Below are 17,750 nucleotides of genomic sequence, written 5' to 3' on the forward strand. Positions count from 1 at the left end.
GTCAGACTTCCTGTTCTTTCGTAGGCGCCGGTCGCAGGCGCAGCGAGGGCGTCACCGCGCCCTCGATGCGGCGTCCGTCGGGCAGCGCGATCGCGAATGGGGTGTCGTCGATACCGACGCTCAGGTGGTCGTCGAGCAGTTGGGTATCGACGAAGGTGTTGAGCAGTTGCGGCAGGCAGTCCAGGGTTTCGGTGTGCACCGAGTCCGAACCCGTCTCGAAGTGGTGCCAGCCCTCGCTGAGGGCGTCCGGCAGCGACAGCGGCGACTGGCGCAGACGCCGGCGTAGGGCCGGGCCACGCGCCTTGAGATAGCGCGCCAGCAGCGGATCGGCACTGGGCCTGTCACTGGCCTCGTCGAATACCAACGCCGCCCCGCTGCGCTCGGCGCGACGGGTTTCCACCAGCGGCAGCAGCGTCTCCACCCGAGGCATCGCCACTTGCGTGCCGAGCGGCATCATCCGCGCGACCACCGCATCCTGCAGACGTTCAGGGGGCGGAGAGAGCAGCAACTGGTGCGCCAGCCCGGCGAAGTCGATCACGCCCATCGACTGGATCCGCCCTTCGGCGATATCCGACAGCAGCTCGGACAGTCGCCGGGAAAGGTTCTCGATGGCGTTCAGCACACGGCCGATAGTGGCGGAGAGCATGCGCAGGTCCCACTCCTCCTCCTGGCGCTCGGCCCAGGCCTCGAAATGGCCGATCAGGGTTGGAGCCGAGAGCTGCGAGCGCGCGCTGAGCAGCGTGCTCTGGATGGTGCTCAACGCATTGTGGTAGTGACGCTCGTTGTCCAGCAGCGCGGCCAGCTTGCCCTCGTGGGTCGGATTCTCGCGCACCCGCCGCAGCTCCTGGGTCAGCGCGCGAATCGCCATCAGGATCTGCTGGGTGATGTCGGGCACGCGGGCATAGTCCCCACGCGAAAGCGCGGCGATGACCTTGGCGGCGTCGTACTCCGAATAGAGCAGGTCTTCGACCTGGCTGGCCAGGGTGACTGCCTGGCGACCGCTGGGAGTCAATCGTACCTGGCCGGTCTGGCCCTGCTTCTCGATCAACGCCGTGCGCTTGGTACTGCGGCCACTGCGCGTTCCCGGCGAGGTTTCACCTTCGTCGGCCCCGCTGTCGGCGGCATCCGGCTGCCACTCCCGATAGTGGATCTCGCTGGGGGTCGCCAGCAGATTGATGACGAAGCTCAGGTCGTCCGCGGGCAGCTCGGGATAATCCCCTCGCAGGTGTGCCAGGCAGCGACGCTGGGTGACGAAGGCACTATTGGTGGCGAAATCCACCTCGAGCAGGTAGTCCAGCAGCAGGCAGCCCAGGTCGAGCCAGTAGCCGTCGCGAAGGCCGCGACGCTGCTCCTGGGAGACCTGGACGAAGGGCGAGCCCGGTTCGTGAGCGCTGTCGTGTAGATCCAGCAGCCGCGTCGTCGCGACCAGCAGCTTGTTCCAGGCGGTCATGTCGACTCCAGACGGGGAACAACGAGAGAAAGCGCAGCATTATGCCAAGGATGGCCTGCCGGGTCATGGCGATCCGCGTAACGAAGTCGCCATTGACTGCTATGGTGAGAAGTCCCTTCATCCACGATTCACCGGGAGTTCTCGCATGGAATACCGTCGTCTCGGCCGCACCGGCCTCAAGGTCTCTCCACTCTGTCTCGGTACCATGACCTACGGCACGCCACAGTGGCGCGACTGGGTGCTGGATGATGCCGAGAGCCGCCCTTTCATCCAGCAGGCCCTGGCTGCCGGCATCAACTTCTTCGATACCGCCGACATGTACTCCGATGGCGAGTCGGAGCGCGTCGTCGGCAAGGCACTCAACGATTTCGCCCGGCGCGAGGAGGTCGTCGTGGCGACCAAGGTCTACAACCCCACCGGCAACAAGTCGCCCAATGAGCGCGGCCTGTCACGCAAGCACATTCACCACGCCATCGACGCCTCGCTCGAGCGCCTGGGGATGGATTACGTCGACCTTTATCAGACCCATCGCTGGGATTACGACACGCCCATCGAGGAGACCATGGAGGCGCTCCACGAAGTGGTCAAGGCGGGCAAGGCGCGCTATATCGGCGCCTCCAGCATGCACGCCTGGCAGTTCGCCAAGGCCCAGCACGTTGCCGAGCGCAACGGTTGGACCCCGTTCGCCACCATGCAACCGATGGTCAACCTGATCTACCGCGAGGAGGAGCGCGAGATGATCCCCCAGTGCCTGGATCAGGGCGTGGGCGTGATTCCCTGGAGTCCGCTGGCCCGCGGCATTCTCGCTGGCAGCAAGCCGGTGGGCGGCGAGGGTAGTACCACCCGCGCCAAGAGCGACGAGCAGATGCGCAACTGGAAGCTGGGGCTCGAGCGTGACGCCCCGGTCATCGAGGCGCTGCAAGGGCTCGCCGAGTCGCGCAACGTCTCGCTCGCCCAGATCGCGCTCGCCTGGCTGCTGCAGAAACCCGGCATCACCGCCCCCATCGTCGGCGCCAGCAAGCCGCATCATCTGGATCAGGCCCTGGGCGCGCTGGATATCACCCTGACAGCGGAGGAAGTCGAGAAACTGGAAGCGCCCTACGTGCCGCACGAGGTCGTCGGGTTCGCCTGACGTCCGGCAACGGTGTTCCGCGCCATGCTAAAACCGCATGGCGCTTGTCACTCATGCGGGAGATCGAGCCATGCCGAACCTCGCCAAAGAGCACTGCAGCGCCTGCCACCGGGCCGCAGCGCCACTGACGTCGGAGCAGATCGCCCCCCTGCTTCCGGCCCTGTCCAAGTGGCAGATCGTGGAACGCGGTGGCATTATGCAGTTGCAGCGAAGCTTCATGTTCCGCAATTTCGCGCAGGCCCTGGATTTCACCCATCGCGTGGGCGAACTCGCCGAGTCGCAAGGCCATCACCCGGCGATCACCACCGAATGGGGTCAGGTCACCGTGACCTGGTGGACCCACAAGATCCGCGGCCTGCATCGCAACGATTTCATCATGGCCGCCAGAACCGACGAGGTAGTGCACGCTAATGTTTGAGAAGATCGAGCGCGTCCCGGGAGATGCCATCCTCGGGCTGATCGAAGCATACAATCAGGATGCCAATCCGCAGAAGGTCGATCTCGGCGTCGGCGTCTACCGGGATCCCAACGGCAACACGCCGATCATGCGCGCCGTGAAACAGGCCGAGGCTCACCTGCTGGAGAGCGAAACGACCAAGAGCTACATCGGCTCCCATGGCGACCCGCGCTACGGCAAGGCGGTCCTGCCACTGGTACTAGGTTCGGATTCGCCGGTCCTGGCCGCCAACCGGGCCAGCGCCACCCAGTCACCCGGCGGCACCGGCGCGCTACGGCTGGCGGCGGACTTCATCAAGTCGAACCTGCCGGGCAAGCGCATCTGGCTCTCCGACCCGACCTGGCCCAACCATCTGGGCATCTTCGACGCCGCCGGCATCGAGATGCGCAAGTACCCCTATGTCAGCGCCGACAACCGCCTCGACTTCGACGCCATGCTGGCGACGCTCAAGGAGATACCGCAGGGTGACGTGGTGCTGCTGCACGCCTGCTGTCACAACCCCTCGGGCTTCGATCTCGACCGCGAGCAGTGGCAGCAGGTGCTGGAAGTGGTCAAGTCGCGCGGCCTGCTGCCGCTGGTGGACTTCGCCTACCAGGGCTTCGGCGAGGGGCTGGAGGCGGACGCCTACGGCGTGCGGCTGATGGCCGAGAATCTCGACGAGGTGCTGATCACCAGCTCCTGCTCGAAGAACTTCGGTCTCTACCGCGAACGCACCGGCTGCCTGATCGTGATCGCCAAGAATGCCGAGCAGATGCAGAACGTGCGCTCGCAGATGGCGATCGTGGCGCGCGAGAACTACTCCAACCCGCCCTCCCACGGTGCCGCCGTGGTCACCGAGATTCTCGAGTCGGCGGAGCTGGCGCGAGTATGGCGCGAGGAGTTGACCGAGATGTGCGACCGCATCAACGGTCTGCGCAGCGATCTGGTCGCCGCGCTCGAGCCCTACGGTCTCGACAAGCGCTTCGCCCACGTCGCGGCCCAGCGCGGCATGTTCTCCTACACCGGGTTGAGCACCGAGCAGGTCAAGCGCCTGCGCGACGAGTTCAGCATCTACATGGTCGGCTCCGGCCGCGCCAACGTCGCCGGTTTCACCAGCGAGAATCTACCCTACGTGGCCAAGGCGATCGCTGCCGTCGTCGACTGAACCCGACATCGCGCATCCGACTCGCCCACAAAAATCCCGGCTCAGGCCGGGATTTTCTTTGCAGGGATGGATCACGCCGCGGCGTGAGATGTCACTCGGGCAACGTATCGGCGCCCATTGCCTGCTCGAAGCGCTGCCGTGTCACGCCCCCGGCTTGCGGATCGTTGAGCTGCTGAAACAGGGCCTGCTGCTCGGCGCTGACCGCCTCGTCCTCATCGATCACACCATCGCCATCCACATCCAGTTGATCGAAGCTCAAGGCGTTGGGGCGCTGGTCGACCGGAGTCTGGGCACCACCATCGGTGAAACCGGCGTTCTCCCGCCCGACGCCGCCGGATTTCTCGATCGACTCGTGGTCGACCTGGGAGGCATTGGCGGGCGCCTGCGGCGCTTCCTCGCTCGCCACGGCATTCGGCGCCGAATCCTGCGTCGTCGCCCCCTCTTGGGCCCAGGCCGGTAACGCCAGCATGGCTGCCAGAACGCCCACGCTCAAACCCAGGCCGGAGGTGCCTCGCTTCGCCATCATCCGTGTACGCATCGCTTATCCTCTTGAAACGGTAACGCTTTGACCCGCGAGCGCGATAAAGATTCGATGTCGGCAAACCTTCGTCCCACGGCGGCTGTCAGGACGCCACTCGTGCTCGCCGGCCGGGCTTCACTCGTCCCACTGCGGCGCGAACGATGGATTGGCCTGCCGATCGCCCCGATCGAGGTCGTCGATCTGGGCGATCTCGTCGTCGCTGAGCCGAAGCTCCATCGCCTCGAGATTGGACTTCTGATTGGCCGGGTTGGTCGAGGACGGGATCACGATGATATCGCGTGCCGCGATCCAGGCCAGGGCGACCTGCGCCGGAGAGGCATCGTGGGCGTTGGCGATCCGTTCGAGCACCGGGTCCTTCATCACCTTGCCCACCGCCAACGGCATGTAGGCCGTGACATCGAGCCCTTTGGCCTGACAGTGCTCGACCAGCCTGCGGTTGGCGAGAAACGGATGCACCTCGATCTGGTTGGTGACGATGTTCTCGCCACCTGGCAAGCCGAGCGCCTGGTCGACCTGGGCGATGGTGAAGTTGGAAACCCCGATGTGCCTGGTCAGGCCGCGCGCCCGGGCCGCATCCAGGGCAGCGATGGTATCCGCCATCGGCACCTCGTCACCGGGCGAAGGCCAATGGATAAGGATCAGGTCGAGCTGCTCGAGACCGAAGTTCTCGAGACTCTGCTCGACGGCCCGGGTCAGCGCCTCCGGCTCCAGCTTGTCCCACCAGATCTTGGTGGTCACGAACAGCTCGTCGCGCGCGACGCCGCTCTGGCGGATCGCCTTGCCCACCGCAGCCTCGTTCTCGTACATCTGGGCGCTGTCGAGATGGCGATAGCCGAGTTCGAGTGCGGAGGTCACCGAATCGATCACCGCCTGCTCCTTGAGGCGATACGTTCCCAGGCCGGGTTGCGGCAGTAGATGACGTGTCACGATGCTTTCTCCTTGACCGGAAAGGTCAGATGAAATCCAAGAGTGGCTAGAAGGAGACTGTGGGTGAAAAAGACATCTTCAAGCCCCGCTCCCAGCCCATGCTAGACTGAACGCTGATTTTCCGCCCGGATCGAGGCATGCCAAATACCCAGCCGCGCGCTTCCGACCCTCCACCCGAGGGCCGCCATCTGATACTCGTCGGTAACGGCGACGCCCACCTCCACGTTGCAGCCCATGCAGAGCGGCTCGCACGACACGGTGCCCGAGTGACGCTGGTTACCCGGCAGGACTTCGCATTCTCGGATTGGCTCGGCGGCATGCTGGGCGGCGAATGGCAGCGCGACGACGTTCGTCTTCCTGCCGACCGCATCGCCGTTCACGGCGGTGTCCATGTGGGCGCCGACTTGGCCCAGGTCGATCGACACCAGCGCCGACTCACGCTCACCGACGGACGCGAGCTCGATTACGACTGGCTATCGCTCGACCTGCCTCCGGTCGTGGATGAACACGCCATCCCCGGTTTCTATACCGCACAGGGCGTTTTCACGGCTTCCGCCGATGATCTGTGGCAATTGCGCCAACGGCTGGAGAGCCAACTCGCCGGCGCCGCGGCCAGACTGCCCCGTGTCGCGCTCCTCGGCGGCGGGCCGAATGGCGTCGAGCTTGCCGCCAATCTGCTGGCACTGGGCGAGCGCTACGGACGGCGACTGCCGGTGACGCTGATCGCCAACGACCGCAAGCTGCTTCCTGGCGCCAGCCACCGTGCCAATCGCTGGCTGGCGCAGCGCCTGCATCGTCGCGGACTGCAACTGGAGCTGGTCGCGAAGGCAACCCGCTACCACCGGAGTCAGTTGATCCTGGACGATGGCAGCGGCGTCGACGCCGATCTACTGGTCGTGACCGATCACCTGAAACCCTCGCCCACGCTCGAGATGTTCGGCCTGACCCGGGACGAGGACAACGCCATCGATGTCGACGCGAAGCTGCGTAGCCGGCAGGACCCGAACCTGTTCCTGGCCAGGGAGAAGCCTGCCGGTCGTAGCGCGGATCTGACCACACGCGAGCGCAACGCGCTGCTGCTGGCCTCGCTGGAAGAGGCTGTCGGCGGCGAGTCCCGGGCCCTGCATCATGGCCACAACGAGCACTGGAAGGCGCTCAATCTGGGCGATCTTCGTGACATCGCCTGGCGCGGCCCGCTCTGGTGCCGCGGCCGCTGGGTCCGGCGCTGGAAGCATCGTCGCGATCGCCGCGAGGTCGCGCACTACCTGGGCGAGCGCTGACCCCTGCCGCGGCAGGCCAGACGACGCCTTCCGTGCCGGTACCCCATGACGCAAGATCCCGGCACCTTGGCCGGGATCTTGCACCTGGAGGTCGTCAGCGGACGCCCTCCCTGCCCGAAACGTCCTACTGGCGAATACCCTCGAGCACGATATAGAGTTCGACGCTGTGCATCGGCTCCGGGAACTGGCTCATGTCGATATCGAAATCGGCCAGGTCCAGTGTCGTGGAAGCCTCGAAGCCCTGCCGATAGCCGCCCCACGGATCGTCGCCGCCGCCGATGTGATCGACCTCGAAGGTGACCGGTTTGGTCACGCCATGAATGGTAAGGTCGCCAGTCATTTCGGCCTCCTCACCATCATCGTCGACGTCGAAGCTCGTGGACTGGAACGTGGCTTGGGGAAACTCGCCCGCGTTGAGGAAGTCACCGCTCAGGATGTGCTTGTTACGCTCGGCGTGATTGGTTTCCAGGCTGTCGAGGTCAACGGTGACGTTGACGCTGGAATCGTCCGGTGACTCGGGATCGTAGCTGAATCCGCCGTCGAACGACTTGAAGTTGCCCAGAATGTACGAGTAGCCGAGGTGACTGATCTTGAATTGAATGAAGGCGTGCTGGCCCTCGGTGTCGATCTTGTAGTCGGCTGCCTGGGCCTGGGCCAGCGGCATGGCCGACGCGGCGGCGATCAGCGTGGCGAGTGCGGTCTTCTTCAACATCGTCTTGCTCCTCGAAGCGTTTGCGTTCGTATTGTCGAGCGATTCGGCCAGGGCGACCGGCTCGTATGTCGGTCGCCCTGGCCGGGAAAGCGTGATCAGCGCTGCCTGGCCGCACGGGGCGTCAGCATCCGGACCAGCGTATCCTGGCGATCCAGCCAATGATGCTTGCATGCCGCCAGACCGTGGCCGACGGCCAGAACGACCAGCGCCCAGGCCGCGTACCAGTGCACGTCGCCCGCCAGTACGGCCTGATTCGGCAGGCCCGATACCAGCGCCGGCATGGTGAACCAGCCGAACACGCTGATGCCATCGCCTTCCGCCGTGGAAATCAGGTAACCGGAGATCATCACGACGAACATCAGCGCATAGATCAGGCCATGGCCGATGTGCGCCGCACGTCGTTCGAGCCGGGTGCCATGGGCGACCGGCGTCGGCTGCAGCACTCTCCAGATCACTCTCAGTACACTTACCAGCAGTACCAGGATGCCTATCGACTTGTGCCACCACGGCGCCAAGTGATACCAGTGATCGTAGTAGCCCAGGCCGGTCATCCACCAGCCTAGGGCGAACAGGCCGAAAATCGCCAGCGCGCTCGCCCAGTGAATGGCGATGCTGACCCAGCCCCAACCCGATCGCGTATTACCCCACACGGCGTCTCTCCCCTTCGTTCCGATTCAGCATACTGCCTCACGGTCAGGATGCTAGACCGGGATCCGTAAAACGATTGGTGACGAGTGGGAAACAATAAGGCGGAGACACGAGCCGGTTTCCCGCCTCATCTCGACGCCAGCCGACATCCAACGGAGCCTTCCACGGACGCACCGGAGTGCATCACATCGAGGAAAGAACGAGGGGGGCAACGCGCTGCCGCCCGAACGCGTGGCAGCGCGGGCATCATTGCGTGGCATACCGGTGATGGTGTGATGGAGAGGTATTATCAAAGCCATCGAAGCATCGATGGCCGCTGCGCTTTCAATGACTGAATATACTGCTATCGGACTTTTTGGAGGCCTTCGCAGCCTTCTTCTCCTTGGCTGTCAGGAGCGGCTTCTTCTTGGTGTCCTTCTTGCTGTCTCTTCCTTTGCTCATCACATTTTCCTCGTCCGCATACGACCTAGTTGGTCAACCCGGCGACTGCGACCACGTGATGATTTTTTCAGCCAGCCAGGCCGACGTGACCACGTCAGTATGGCCCCACGAACGAACAATAGATAGCACGGGCCAGCCGAAAACCCGTTCGTCAAAACCGACAGGGCTCCAGCGCAACCGCCGGAGCCCTGTCCCCATCAAGAACATGCCCTACCGCACGCGCCAGGTTAGCGTCCACCAACCTGACACGATAGGTCGCTCTCCTCGCCGGCTAGAGCAATGTCAGCCCTCGCTCGAGATCGGCCTTGAGATCGTCGAGCGTCTCCAGACCGACGGCAATGCGAATCAGGCCGTCCCGGATGCCGGCGGAAGCGCGCTGCCCGTCGCTGAGACGGCCATGGGTGGTGGTACCGGGATGGGTGATGGTGGTCTTGACGTCCCCCAGATTGCCGGTGATCGACATCAGGCGAGTGTTGTCGATCACCGTCCACGCCGCCTCCTGGCCGCCCTTCACCTCGAGCCCCATCACCGCGCCGAACCCCCGCTGCTGCTGCCTGGCCAATGAATGCTGCGGATGGCTCTCGAGTCCGCTGTAGTGGACACGCTCGATGGCGGGCTGCGACTCCAGCCACTCGGCGAACGCCAGCGCATTGCGGCTATGCGCCTCCATCCGTAGGCTGAGCGTCTCCAGCCCCTTGAGGAAGATCCAGGCGTTGAACGGGCTCATGCAAGGGCCGCAGGTACGAACGACGCCGTAGAGCTGCTCGAGCTCCTGATCACGCCCTACGACCGCCCCGCCGATCGCCCGGCCCTGACCGTCGAGATACTTGGTCGCCGAGTGAATGACCAGATCCGCGCCCAGTTCCAGCGGCCGCTGTAGCGCCGGGGTGAGGAAGCAGTTGTCGATCGCAAGCCAGGCGCCGTGCCGGTGGGCCAGCTCGGCCAACGCCGCGATGTCGACCAGCTCGTTGAGAGGGTTCGACGGCGTCTCCGCGAAGAGCAGTCTGGTCCGGGGCGTGATCGCCGCTTCCCACTGCGCCAGATCGTTGAGTTCGACATAGCGTGGCACCACGCCGAATTTGGCGAGGTACTTGTCGAACAAAGCGATGGTCGAGCCGAACACCGAGCGCGAGACAACGACTTCATCGCCCGCTTCCAGCAGCGCCAGCACGGTAGAGAGGATCGCGGCCATGCCGGAGCTGGTGGCGACGCAGCGCTCGCCGCCCTCGAGCGCCGCCAGCCGTCGTTCGAAGGTGCGCACCGTGGGGTTGGTGAAGCGGGAGTAGACGTTGCCTGGCTCCTCGCCCTTGAACTTGCGCGCCGCCTCCGCCGCGCTGCCGTAGACGAAGCTCGAGGTCGGGAAGATCGGCTCGCCGTGCTCCTGCTCGTGGGTACGCTCGTGCCCCGCGCGGATCGCCAGCGTCTCCAGACCCAGTGTGTCCAACCCCGGCGAGAGGTGGTCGTCAAAACTCATCCTGCAGCTCCTGAAAGCAGGACCCGATGAGCGGATCATCGGGTCGGAAGATTCAATCGTCTTCGATATCGTTGTGCAGGTCGACCACGGCATTGAGGCTCTCGCGCTGCTTGGCGGCATCGTTGCGCGAAGCCTCCAGCGCAGCGAAATAGGCCTCGTCGACATCGCCAGTCACGTAACTGCCGTCGAAGACGGAACAATCGAAATCGTCCAGTGCCGGATTGACCTCGCGACAGGCGGCCTTGAGGTCCTCCAGGTCCTGATAGATCAGCTTGTCGGCGCCGATCAGTTCGCTCACCTCGGCATCGGTGCGACCGTGGGCGACCAGCTCGGTGGCCACCGGCATGTCGATGCCGTAGACGTTGGGATAGCGCACCGCCGGCGCGGCGGAGGCGAAGTAGACCTTGTTGGCGCCGGCGTCCCGCGCCATCTGGATGATCTGCTTGCAGGTCGTTCCGCGCACGATGGAGTCGTCTACCAGCAGCACGTTCTTGCCCTCGAACTCGCTGGCGATGGCGTTGAGCTTCTGGCGAACCGATTTCTTGCGCTGGGTCTGGCCCGGCATGATGAAGGTCCGCCCGATGTAGCGGTTCTTCATGAATCCTTCACGGAAGGTCACCCCGATGTGCTGGGCCAGTTCCAGTGCCGTGGTCCGAGAGGTATCCGGAATCGGGATCACCACATCGATATCGTGATCCGGCCACTCACGCTGGATACGATCGCCAAGCTTGCGGCCCATCTGCATCCGGGTACCGTAGACGTAGGCACCGTCGAGCATCGAGTCGGGGCGCGCCAGGTAGACGTGCTCGAAGATGCACGGTGTCAGCCGCGGCTTGTCGGCACACTGTTGCGTATGGATGTTCTTGTCCATGTCGACGAAGATCGCTTCGCCCGGTGCCAGGTCGCGCACCAGTTCGAAGCCGGCGACGTCGAGCGCCACCGACTCGGAAGCGATCATCACCTCCTGGCCCTCGGCGGTCTGGCGTGTGCCGTAGACCACCGGACGGATGCCATGGGGGTCGCGGAACGCCACCAGGCCGAAGCCGTTGATGATCGCGACCGCGGCGTAACCGCCACTGCAGCGGCGATGGACGCGGCGCAGCGCGTCGAAGATGTCTTCCGGCGTCAGGTACAGTCCCTGCTTGCCCAACTCATGGGCGAACACGTTGAGCAGCACCTCGGAATCGGAGCTGGTATTGATGTGACGCAGGTCGGAGGAGAACAGCTCCTGCTTGAGCTGATCGGAGTTGGTCAGGTTGCCGTTGTGGGCCAAGGTGATGCCGTAGGGCGAGTTGACGTAGAACGGCTGGGACTCGGCCTCGCTCGCCGACCCCGCGGTGGGATAGCGCACATGACCGATCCCCAGGTGGCCCTGCAGACGCTTCATGTGGCGTGTATGAAAGACGTCGCGAACCAGCCCGTTGTTCTTGCGCAGCAGAAAGCGACCTTCATCCCAGGTCATCATGCCGGCGGCGTCCTGTCCGCGGTGCTGCAAAACCGTCAATGCGTCATAGATCAACTGATTGACCGCTTCATTGGCCATGAGGCCTACGATACCGCACATGCCGACTTACCTCGCTTGGTCGCACCTACTCGGGAAACAGTGCACGAAAGCCTGCGTGGATGAATCGCGCCGTGACGCGATGCCCGGCATCTTCGCCCGGGTCCCATACATCGGGGGCCCCGGGCTGCGGATGTCCGGCACTTCAGCCCGCTCGCCTATTCGTTCATCGCCTCCTTCAGGGCGCTGGTTTTTCGGTCGGAGCGGGGATCGGAATCGTCACACCGCGCCCGTTCTGACTGGATGAAGAATTGTCGCTTTGCGGTAATGTCATCGGCAGTTGCCGCATGGCATCCTCCGCAGCCGTCGTATCGACGTCCCAGCTCTGCAACTGAACCAGTGCCCACTCGCGCAGGGATTCGAACGACGGCCTCAACTGGGCCTGCTGCCACGCCTGCAACTGCGCCAGCGGTGTCAATCCGATGACGACCGTGACGATCACCAGGATCGCGGCTCCCCGGGCCAGGCCGAAGACCGCTCCGGCCAGGCGATTGAAGAAGCCCATGCCGACCCACTCCACCGCCGCATTGAGCAGCCGGATGACGAAGCCGCAGACCATCACCACCACGAAGATGATCAGCACGAAACCCAGTACCAGCCTTGCGTCGGGATGGGAGATGTACGGTTCCAGCAGGTCGGCGATCGGTTTGGCGAATACCCGCGCCGCCAGCAACGCCACGATCCAGGCGCCGAGCCCCAGCGCCTCCCGTACCAGGCCACGCATGAAACCTGCCAGCATCGATATCGTCAACACCAGCAGGAAGGCATAGTCGAGCCAGGTCAATGTCATCAGCTACCCGGCTTGCGAATCAGCAGCCCCTGGATATTGGCGGCCTGCTTGAGCTCGGCGCGAGCTTTCTCGCCTGCGTCCGAGGACGAGAACGGCCCAACGTAGACCGTGGTCAGATTGTTGTCTCTGGGCTGGGAGTATGCCGCGAAGCCCTGCTCCTTGAGCTTGGCCGCCAATCGCGTGGCGTTGTCGGACTGACCGAAGCTGCCGACCTGAACCACCCAGCCCCCATCGCTGCTCGCGGGGGTGCGCTCGGGCGTCGATGCCTGCTGCGGCGAGGCGGGCTGGCTGGTAGCCGGCCTGGCTGGTTCTGGCTCCGGTTCCGGCTGGCGTGAAGTCGACTGCGGCGGCTCGGACTGCGCGATATCGGCAATCGGATCATCGCCGCCGGTGGTGGACGATCCGCCGCCGCCAGCGTTGTTCTGGCCGAATGAGTCTTCACTGCCGGCACCCAGTTGATCGCGGGTATCCGGCTCGGGCACGGCAGTGTCACCCGCATCGCCCCCCCTGTTGCCATTCTGGGTAGCGACCGACGCCGGCGGCTGCGGCGACTCGATGATACGCTGACGTGTCTCGCCTCCGTCGATCGGCTGTTCGATCACCATGACCGGCCCCGGCTCCTGCTGGCGCGGTTCGGGATCGTCGAACAGCATCGGCAGAAAAATGGCCCCCAGCGCGACGAGAATGACCGCGCCGCTGATACGTTCACGCCATCCATACTTCATAGGACCTGGACCTCCTTAGACATGCTTCGACAGCCGCTCGATCATCCCGTGATCGAATTGATTACGCGTCGTCATTCAGCCGGGCCTGGAGCGCCTCGAGCGCGCCGGCCACGGTGAGAAACGAACCGCATACTAACACTTCTTCATCGGGCGCAAGACGTGGCGCCAGCCAGGCGACGGCCGCCGACGGCGACGATGCCGCCATCAACGTCTCTCCGCCCCGCGAGGCAACGACCGTGGCTAGCTCTTCACCGGAACGCCCGCGCGTACCCGGCAAGCCTACTGGCAGCCACACGTCGACGACCGGAGCCAGTGCCTCGATCAGCGCTTCGGCGTCCTTGTCCTTGAGCACGCCGAGCAGTCCGATACGGCGTGCCGGCCGCGGGCGCCGGGCCAACCGCGACCCCACGTAACGGGCCGCATGCGGGTTGTGCGCCACGTCGAAGCACCAGTTCCCCAGCCACTGCAACCGGCCCGCCAGCGCCACGTCCGACATTGCCAGGCGAGATTCGGATTCTCGTGGCGGCACACCGCACAGGCTCAGGGCCTCGAGCGCGACGGCGGCATTGTCCAGCGGCAACCCCGGGTCGGGCAAGCTATCGAGACGATAGCGATCACCCGCTTCCGACCGGCCCTGCCAGGACCATTCACCCTCGCCCGCTTCGGCGTGATCGAAATCGCCGCCCAGCCAATGATCGAAGACGGCCAGTGCCTGGATCCGCCGAGAGACGCTCGCCGGCAGTTCACGGCTACCCAATACCGCGGGTCGCCCCTGCCGGAGAATGCCGGCTTTCTCGAAGCCGATGCCCTCGAGATCGGTACCGAGAAAATCCGCGTGATCCTGGGCGATGGTGGTGATGATCGCGACGTCGCTGTCGACCACGTTGACCGCGTCCAGGCGGCCGCCCAGCCCCACTTCGAGAATGGCCAGTTGGGGGCGGACATCGGCGATCGTCACCAGCGCCGCCAGGGTTCCCGCTTCAAAATAGGTCAGGCTGACGGGATCGCCGGCCAGGCGCGCCGCCTCGACGCGCTCGAAACCGGCAACCAGGAGCTCGTCCCCGGCCGCACAACCGTCGAAGCAGAGCCGCTCGTTATAGCGCAGGAGGTGAGGTGAGGTATAACTGGCCGTCGTCAGACCGTGGGCTCGCGCCAGCCGCTCCAGCATCGCCACCGTGGAACCCTTGCCGTTGGTACCGGCAACGGTCACCACACGGTGCGCGATCGGGCCCTGCGTCAGGCCGAGCCGCTCGGCCACGACAGCCACCCGCTCCAGCCCCATGTCGATGGCAACCGGATGCTGGCGCTCAAGGCGCGCCAGCCAGTCGTCGAGGGTGGCACTCATGGCTCGACAGATTCCTTAACGTGAGGCTCGGGAAGCGTCCGGCTCGTCCGGTAGTGGAGAAAAATCCTCGTCCGCTTCGGACGCCTCGTCCGTCGCCACGCCGACGACCGGCTGATGCGTCAGCTTGCGCAGCACGCTGCCCAATCGCTCGCGTAGCTCCGGTCGCGACACGATCATGTCGACGGTGCCGTGCTCGAGCAGGAACTCGCTGCGCTGGAAGCCTTCCGGCAGGGTCTCGCGTACCGTCTGCTCGATAACGCGCGGGCCGGCGAAGCCGATCAGGGCGTTGGGTTCGGCCACGTTGAGGTCGCCCAGCATCGCCAGCGACGCCGACACACCGCCGAAGACGGGGTCGGTGAGCACCGAGATATAGGGCACGCCGGCCAGCTTGAGCTTCTCGAGCGCCGCCGACGTCTTGGCCATCTGCATCAGCGAGAACAGGGCTTCCTGCATGCGCGCGCCACCGGAGGCGGCAAAGCAGACCAGCGGAATCCGCTCCTCGAGGGCAAGCGTCGCCGCACGCACGAATTTCTCGCCGACGATCGCACCCATGGAGCCGCCCATGAACGAGAATTCAAACGCCACCGCCACCACCGGCAGGCCATCGAGCGTTCCGCGCATGGCGATCAGCGCATCGTTCTCGTCGGTCGACTTCTGGGCCGATGCCAGTCGATCCTTGTACTTCTTGGAGTCGCGGAACTTGAGTCGGTCGCTCGGCTGGAGATCGCCGGCGATCTCCTCGCGCCCTTCCGCGTCGAGGAACCAGTTGAGCCGCTTGCGAGCGGTCAGCCGCAGATGATGCTGGCACTTGGGGCAGACATTCTGGTGCTTCTCCAGCTCGGGAAGGTAGAGCACCGATTCACAGTTCGGGCACTTGCGCCACAGGCCGTCCGGCACGCTAGCGCGGCGGTCATTGCGCTGGGTGCGGCTCATCGACGGAACGATCTTGTCTAGCCAGCTCATGTCAGGAAAGCTTCCCTATTTGCCAAAACAGAAAGTGGTGAAAACAGCCATACGAGAAACGGAAACGCTGGATGATACCAAATCGTCGCCCCGGCCTCAGCCGGCCACGTCGCGGTCGAGCGCTTCCCGCATCTCGCCGAGGATCGACTTCAGCTCTGCGGGAATGGCGTCCGGGTCGTCGGCATGCTCGGCGATACGGCCGACCAAGGCACTGCCGACGATGACGCCGTCGGCCACCCGGCCGATCGCCGCTGCCGTCTCGCCATCGCGGATGCCGAACCCGACGCAGAGCGGCAGCTCGGTCACGCGCCGCAGCTTGCCCAGTTGCTCGCCGACGGCGTCGGCGTCGAGCGTTGCCGCCCCGGTCACGCCCTTGAGCGAGACGTAATAGAGATAGCCCTCGCCGTGGCTGCAGATCTCCCTGGCCCGCGCCTCGGAGGTCGTCGGTGCGAGCAGGAAGATCGACTGCAGGCCGTGGGCCGCGAACAACGCGGCGTTGTCGCCGGCTTCCTCCGGCGGCATATCGACCACCAGTACCCCGTCGACACCGGACGCCTGCGCCTGGCGCGTGAAGACGTCGTATCCCATCCGCTCGATGGGATTGAGATACCCCATCAGTACCACCGGCGTTTCGCTGTCCCGCTGGCGAAATTCGGCCACCATCTCCAGCACGTGGCGTAGCCGGGTACCGTGCACCAGCGCCCGCTCGCAAGCCTTCTGGATCACCGGCCCGTCCGCCATCGGATCGGAGAACGGTACACCGAGCTCGAGGACGTCGGCCCCGGCTTCCACACAGGCGTGCATGAAATCGACCGTGTGCGCGGGCGCCGGGTCGCCGGCGGTAATATAGGGGATGAGCGCCGTGCGACCCTGGGCCTTGAGTGCCGCGAAGCGCCGGTCGATACGGTTGGATACGGTTCGATTCATGTCGACCCCAGTCAAAATTCGATGCCGTCGAGCTTGGCGACGGTGTGAATATCCTTGTCGCCACGGCCGGAAAGGTTGACGACGATATGCTGATCCGGCGACATCTCCCCCGCCAGCTTCTTGGCGTGGGCCAGCGCGTGAGCGGATTCGAGCGCGGGCATGATGCCCTCGACGAGCGTCAGTTCGCGAAACGCCGCCAGTACCTCGTCGTCGTCCGCCGCTACGTAACGGACGCGGCCGACATCCTTCCACAGCGCATGCTCGGGGCCGACGCCGGGATAATCCAGGCCGGCGGAGATCGACTGGGTGTCGGCGACCTGTCCACCCTCGTCGGACATCAGGTAGGTCCGGTTGCCGTGGAGCACGCCACGCGGCGCATTGGCGGTCAACGGCGCGGCGTGGCGTCCGGTGGCAACGCCTTCACCGCCGGCCTCGACGCCGTACATGGTGACATCGTCATCCTCGACGAACGGGTAAAACAGCCCCATGGCATTGGAACCGCCGCCGACGCAGGCGACCAGCGCGTCCGGCAGCCGGCCGATCTGTTCCAGCGATTGCCGGCGCGCTTCGCGGCCGACGATGGCGCTGAAGTCACGCACCAGCATCGGATACGGATGCGGGCCGGCCACCGTGCCGATGATATAGAAGGTGTCGTCGACGTTGGTCACCCAGTCACGCAGCGCTTCGTTCATCGCGTCCTTGAGCGTGCGCGAACCGGACTCCACCGGCACCACCTTGGCGCCCAGCAGATGCATGCGGTAGACGTTGAGCTTCTGACGCTCGACGTCTTCGGCGCCCATGTAGATTTCGCACTTCAGCCCCAGCCGCGCGGCGACCGTGGCCGTGGCGACACCGTGCTGGCCGGCGCCGGTCTCTGCGATCACTCGGGGCTTGCCGGACTTCTTGGCCAGCAGGGCCTGACCGATGGTGTTGTTCACCTTGTGCGCGCCGGTGTGATTCAGATCTTCTCGCTTGAGCCAGATCTGGGCGCCGCCGATCTCGCGAGACCAGCGCTCGGCATGATAGAGCGGCGACGGCCGGCCGACGTAATGCTTCAGATCACGGTCGAACTCGGCCTGGAATTCGGGATCGTCCTTGAGGCTCGCGTAGATGGTCTCGAGCTCTTCGAGGGCGAAACTCAGGGTCTCGGAAACGAAGCGGCCACCGTAAGGGCCGAAGTGGCCGCGAGCGTCCGGCAGTTGCGTCAGGTCGTGGAATCGGCTCACGAAGGGA

The 17,750-nt window shown here is 64.8% G+C and carries 17 protein-coding genes; 4 read left to right on the forward strand and 13 right to left on the reverse strand.

What is annotated here, in order from left to right; translation table 11 throughout:
* Position 1: 1 nt before the first annotated feature.
* Positions 2–1,450, reverse strand: coding sequence for a hypothetical protein (locus tag DOM54_RS14230; RefSeq protein ID WP_110716977.1), 1,449 nt, complete (start codon positions 1,448–1,450; stop codon positions 2–4).
* 145 nt (positions 1,451–1,595) lie between these two features.
* Here DOM54_RS14230 and DOM54_RS14235 point away from each other — a divergent pair, with 145 nt between their 5' ends.
* The 3 genes from DOM54_RS14235 (at position 1,596) to DOM54_RS14245 (ending at position 4,183) form a co-directional block, all read left to right on the forward strand.
* Complete coding sequence (locus DOM54_RS14235) at positions 1,596–2,582, forward strand: aldo/keto reductase (protein WP_110716978.1); 987 nt, start codon at positions 1,596–1,598, stop codon at positions 2,580–2,582.
* Between the two features lie 70 nt (positions 2,583–2,652).
* Positions 2,653–3,000 (forward strand): 4a-hydroxytetrahydrobiopterin dehydratase, encoded by a 348-nt coding sequence (locus tag DOM54_RS14240; protein ID WP_110716979.1) that lies wholly within the window; start codon positions 2,653–2,655, stop codon positions 2,998–3,000.
* Entirely contained in the window at positions 2,993–4,183 is a 1,191-nt protein-coding gene (locus DOM54_RS14245) for an amino acid aminotransferase (RefSeq protein ID WP_110716980.1), read from the forward strand. Before DOM54_RS14240 ends, DOM54_RS14245 begins: the two co-directional genes overlap by 8 nt.
* A gap of 91 nt (positions 4,184–4,274) precedes the next feature.
* On the opposite strand, the gene DOM54_RS20090 is transcribed toward DOM54_RS14245, so the two are convergent.
* Positions 4,275–4,721 carry an EF-hand domain-containing protein gene (locus DOM54_RS20090; RefSeq protein ID WP_162619885.1) on the reverse strand — a complete coding sequence of 149 codons (447 nt, stop codon included), beginning with the start codon at positions 4,719–4,721 and terminating at the stop codon, positions 4,275–4,277.
* A gap of 117 nt (positions 4,722–4,838) precedes the next feature.
* Entirely contained in the window at positions 4,839–5,651 is an 813-nt protein-coding gene (gene dkgB, locus DOM54_RS14250) for a 2,5-didehydrogluconate reductase DkgB (protein ID WP_110716981.1), read from the reverse strand.
* 137 nt (positions 5,652–5,788) lie between these two features.
* Here dkgB and DOM54_RS14255 point away from each other — a divergent pair, with 137 nt between their 5' ends.
* A complete protein-coding gene (locus DOM54_RS14255) occupies positions 5,789–6,931 on the forward strand; it encodes an NAD(P)/FAD-dependent oxidoreductase (protein WP_110716982.1) in 1,143 nt (380 codons plus the stop codon).
* 124 nt (positions 6,932–7,055) lie between these two features.
* Here DOM54_RS14255 and DOM54_RS14260 read toward each other — a convergent pair whose 3' ends face one another.
* The 10 genes from DOM54_RS14260 to trpB all read right to left on the reverse strand — a co-directional run bounded on the left by DOM54_RS14260 (position 7,056) and on the right by trpB (position 17,743).
* Complete coding sequence (locus tag DOM54_RS14260; protein WP_110716983.1) at positions 7,056–7,643, reverse strand: YceI family protein; 588 nt, start codon at positions 7,641–7,643, stop codon at positions 7,056–7,058.
* Between the two features lie 95 nt (positions 7,644–7,738).
* Positions 7,739–8,293 carry a cytochrome b gene (locus tag DOM54_RS14265; RefSeq protein ID WP_110601015.1) on the reverse strand — a complete coding sequence of 185 codons (555 nt, stop codon included), beginning with the start codon at positions 8,291–8,293 and terminating at the stop codon, positions 7,739–7,741.
* A gap of 710 nt (positions 8,294–9,003) precedes the next feature.
* Positions 9,004–10,206, reverse strand: a complete 1,203-nt coding sequence (locus tag DOM54_RS14270; protein WP_110716984.1) for an O-succinylhomoserine sulfhydrylase — start codon at positions 10,204–10,206, stop codon at positions 9,004–9,006.
* 52 nt (positions 10,207–10,258) lie between these two features.
* Positions 10,259–11,770, reverse strand: coding sequence for an amidophosphoribosyltransferase (purF, locus tag DOM54_RS14275; RefSeq protein ID WP_110601013.1), 1,512 nt, complete (start codon positions 11,768–11,770; stop codon positions 10,259–10,261).
* Between the two features lie 175 nt (positions 11,771–11,945).
* Positions 11,946–12,557, reverse strand: coding sequence for a CvpA family protein (locus DOM54_RS14280; protein ID WP_110716985.1), 612 nt, complete (start codon positions 12,555–12,557; stop codon positions 11,946–11,948).
* Entirely contained in the window at positions 12,557–13,282 is a 726-nt protein-coding gene (locus DOM54_RS14285) for an SPOR domain-containing protein (protein ID WP_110716986.1), read from the reverse strand. The genes DOM54_RS14280 and DOM54_RS14285 overlap by 1 nt, the downstream gene beginning before the upstream one ends.
* A gap of 61 nt (positions 13,283–13,343) precedes the next feature.
* Positions 13,344–14,627, reverse strand: a complete 1,284-nt coding sequence (locus tag DOM54_RS14290) for a bifunctional folylpolyglutamate synthase/dihydrofolate synthase (protein ID WP_110716987.1) — start codon at positions 14,625–14,627, stop codon at positions 13,344–13,346.
* Positions 14,628–14,642: 15 nt separating this feature from the next.
* On the reverse strand, positions 14,643–15,590 hold the full coding sequence (gene accD / locus DOM54_RS14295) for an acetyl-CoA carboxylase, carboxyltransferase subunit beta (RefSeq protein WP_110716988.1): 948 nt from the start codon (positions 15,588–15,590) through the stop codon (positions 14,643–14,645).
* A 96-nt stretch (positions 15,591–15,686) separates the two neighbouring features.
* Positions 15,687–16,517: a tryptophan synthase subunit alpha gene (trpA, locus tag DOM54_RS14300; RefSeq protein ID WP_110716989.1), complete on the reverse strand. Its 831-nt coding sequence runs from the start codon at positions 16,515–16,517 to the stop codon at positions 15,687–15,689.
* 11 nt (positions 16,518–16,528) lie between these two features.
* A complete protein-coding gene (gene trpB, locus DOM54_RS14305; protein WP_240613914.1) occupies positions 16,529–17,743 on the reverse strand; it encodes a tryptophan synthase subunit beta in 1,215 nt (404 codons plus the stop codon).
* Positions 17,744–17,750 lie beyond the last annotated feature (7 nt).

The sequence above is a fragment of the Salinicola acroporae genome (genome assembly GCF_003206615.1).
Taxonomy (GTDB): Bacteria; Pseudomonadota; Gammaproteobacteria; order Pseudomonadales; family Halomonadaceae; genus Salinicola; species Salinicola acroporae.

What these genes read in the sequence shown, in the direction of transcription:
- accD (WP_110716988.1), bottom strand. Translation starts at nt 15,590, where the DNA reads ATGAGCTGGCTAGACAAGATCGTTCCGTCGATGAGCCGCACCCAGCGC.
- DOM54_RS14290 (WP_110716987.1), bottom strand. Translation starts at nt 14,627, where the DNA reads ATGAGTGCCACCCTCGACGACTGGCTGGCGCGCCTTGAGCGCCAGCAT.
- trpA (WP_110716989.1), bottom strand. Translation starts at nt 16,517, where the DNA reads ATGAATCGAACCGTATCCAACCGTATCGACCGGCGCTTCGCGGCACTC.
- DOM54_RS14230 (WP_110716977.1), bottom strand. Translation starts at nt 1,450, where the DNA reads ATGACCGCCTGGAACAAGCTGCTGGTCGCGACGACGCGGCTGCTGGAT.
- DOM54_RS14235 (WP_110716978.1), top strand. Translation starts at nt 1,596, where the DNA reads ATGGAATACCGTCGTCTCGGCCGCACCGGCCTCAAGGTCTCTCCACTC.
- DOM54_RS14285 (WP_110716986.1), bottom strand. Translation starts at nt 13,282, where the DNA reads ATGAAGTATGGATGGCGTGAACGTATCAGCGGCGCGGTCATTCTCGTC.
- DOM54_RS20090 (WP_162619885.1), bottom strand. Translation starts at nt 4,721, where the DNA reads ATGCGTACACGGATGATGGCGAAGCGAGGCACCTCCGGCCTGGGTTTG.
- DOM54_RS14245 (WP_110716980.1), top strand. Translation starts at nt 2,993, where the DNA reads ATGTTTGAGAAGATCGAGCGCGTCCCGGGAGATGCCATCCTCGGGCTG.
- DOM54_RS14280 (WP_110716985.1), bottom strand. Translation starts at nt 12,557, where the DNA reads ATGACATTGACCTGGCTCGACTATGCCTTCCTGCTGGTGTTGACGATA.
- DOM54_RS14255 (WP_110716982.1), top strand. Translation starts at nt 5,789, where the DNA reads ATGCCAAATACCCAGCCGCGCGCTTCCGACCCTCCACCCGAGGGCCGC.
- DOM54_RS14240 (WP_110716979.1), top strand. Translation starts at nt 2,653, where the DNA reads ATGCCGAACCTCGCCAAAGAGCACTGCAGCGCCTGCCACCGGGCCGCA.
- purF (WP_110601013.1), bottom strand. Translation starts at nt 11,770, where the DNA reads ATGTGCGGTATCGTAGGCCTCATGGCCAATGAAGCGGTCAATCAGTTG.
- DOM54_RS14270 (WP_110716984.1), bottom strand. Translation starts at nt 10,206, where the DNA reads ATGAGTTTTGACGACCACCTCTCGCCGGGGTTGGACACACTGGGTCTG.
- DOM54_RS14260 (WP_110716983.1), bottom strand. Translation starts at nt 7,643, where the DNA reads ATGTTGAAGAAGACCGCACTCGCCACGCTGATCGCCGCCGCGTCGGCC.